This window comes from Pseudoalteromonas neustonica (assembly GCF_001653135.1).
Taxonomy (GTDB): domain Bacteria; phylum Pseudomonadota; class Gammaproteobacteria; order Enterobacterales; family Alteromonadaceae; genus Pseudoalteromonas; species Pseudoalteromonas neustonica.
Map to the genome: position 1 here is coordinate 1 of NZ_BDDS01000059.1, position 1,423 is coordinate 1,423.

At 45.9% G+C, this 1,423-nt stretch carries 2 protein-coding genes and 1 pseudogene; all 3 read right to left on the reverse strand.

From position 1 onward, the window contains the following. Positions 1-212 (reverse strand): annotated as a pseudogene (locus A7967_RS22060) (hypothetical protein); the annotation flags it as partial. Next, on the reverse strand, positions 185-889 hold the full coding sequence (locus A7967_RS22065; RefSeq protein ID WP_064436119.1) for a hypothetical protein: 705 nt from the start codon (positions 887-889) through the stop codon (positions 185-187). The pseudogene A7967_RS22060 and the gene A7967_RS22065, both read right to left, overlap by 28 nt. Continuing rightward, positions 886-1,371 (reverse strand): baseplate complex protein, encoded by a 486-nt coding sequence (locus tag A7967_RS22070; protein ID WP_064436120.1) that lies wholly within the window; start codon positions 1,369-1,371, stop codon positions 886-888. The genes A7967_RS22065 and A7967_RS22070 overlap by 4 nt, the downstream gene beginning before the upstream one ends. Positions 1,372-1,423: the final 52 nt, after the last annotated feature.

Sequence of the window (1,423 nt, forward strand, 5' to 3'; positions counted from 1 at the left end):
TGAAATACGGGCACGGCTAATGGCTCACCTGTTAGCGGGTTTAAAAGCTGTACATCGGCTGCTTTTAACGGCCTAAATGCAGTGCTGATTGCAGCCCCGTCACTTGGTAGGTCGTATATTTTTTCTATACGCGCCAGTTGCGGCAGGTGTTTACGCTCGTTTAACTCTGGAAAATAGCGCTGTATTAGGCGTTTAATGGCGTGTTTGACCATCGTATGTGCATCCTGTCGTTGATTAAGGTTACTTCTGTTATGTGACGCCCGTTTAGTTTTATGCCTGGTCTTAATTTTGGTATGGCGATTAGCTCGCCAGTGGTTGAGCTTTTGGCGGTTATTGTGTGCTCTGGAAAATCGTTAATGATTACCTGCGGCCAGCGCGAGTCGTGCCAACTGCCTACAAATATTTTACCGTCGGGGCGTTGCTGAAATATAAAATCATTAATGCCCCATACTTTGCCTATTTGCCTGAGTGCCTCAATGCCTGTGCCGCTGTGGTAAAACGCTGGCGTCACGTGATTTAGGTATTCAGCATTATTAGGGATTACAAACTCAATGCCGAGTTTTGTTAACTCATCAAGCACCGCTTTGATTGTTGCGTGACGAACCGCCAACGGTGCAGCAAAACTTAACGCGCCTATTAGTTCGCGGCAGGTTAAGTACCATCGGCCGTTTGCTTGATGCTTTGATTCTATGACGCCGAGAAAATACGGGACCATATTATCTAGCGTGTAACCTAGGTGCAGTTCAACCAAGCCGCTTGGCTCTTGCTCTGTCACAACTTCAAACTTTGCGCGACCGGTACTGGCAATATCAAGCTGTACAGTTTTAGTTACCACGTTGGTAACGGGCTGGCCCCCAATTTTTAAGACATTTGATAAGCGCGCAGTCATGGCCCTTCGACCTCGTTGAACTTGTTTTGCACCTCGTCGTTACTGGTTGTTGCTTGTGCTGTGGCATTTTGATTTGCCTCACCATCTAGCTGCTGTTGTTCACGCTCGGATACGGATTGTACTTCTACGAGCTTAAACGCCACTTGCCAACCGCGCTTATCTTCAATTTCCGTGGTTTTTAATTCACCGTCGAATTTGGCTTTACGTATTTTGTAGGCTTGTGCGAGTGAATTATTAATTGTGTAAATAATACGGGCGCCGTTTTCATCTAGCGCTTTTGCTTTGCTGATCAGTAATGCTAGATCACTTTCTTGCTCAAAAGGAATTTTTGTATTTACGGTAAGTGTACCGGGCTTTACGCCTTGATCACTGCTCAGTGCAAAGCTACCAAACCCTGACATGTCGCCGCCAGCTAATTTAATGCCTGCATTTACGCGGGTTTCAAAGCCTGGCACATTCCAACCATCTAGCGCGATGCTCATAACACCTCTTTAATTTGATTAAGTTCATCCAGTTCACCAACGAATAAACACA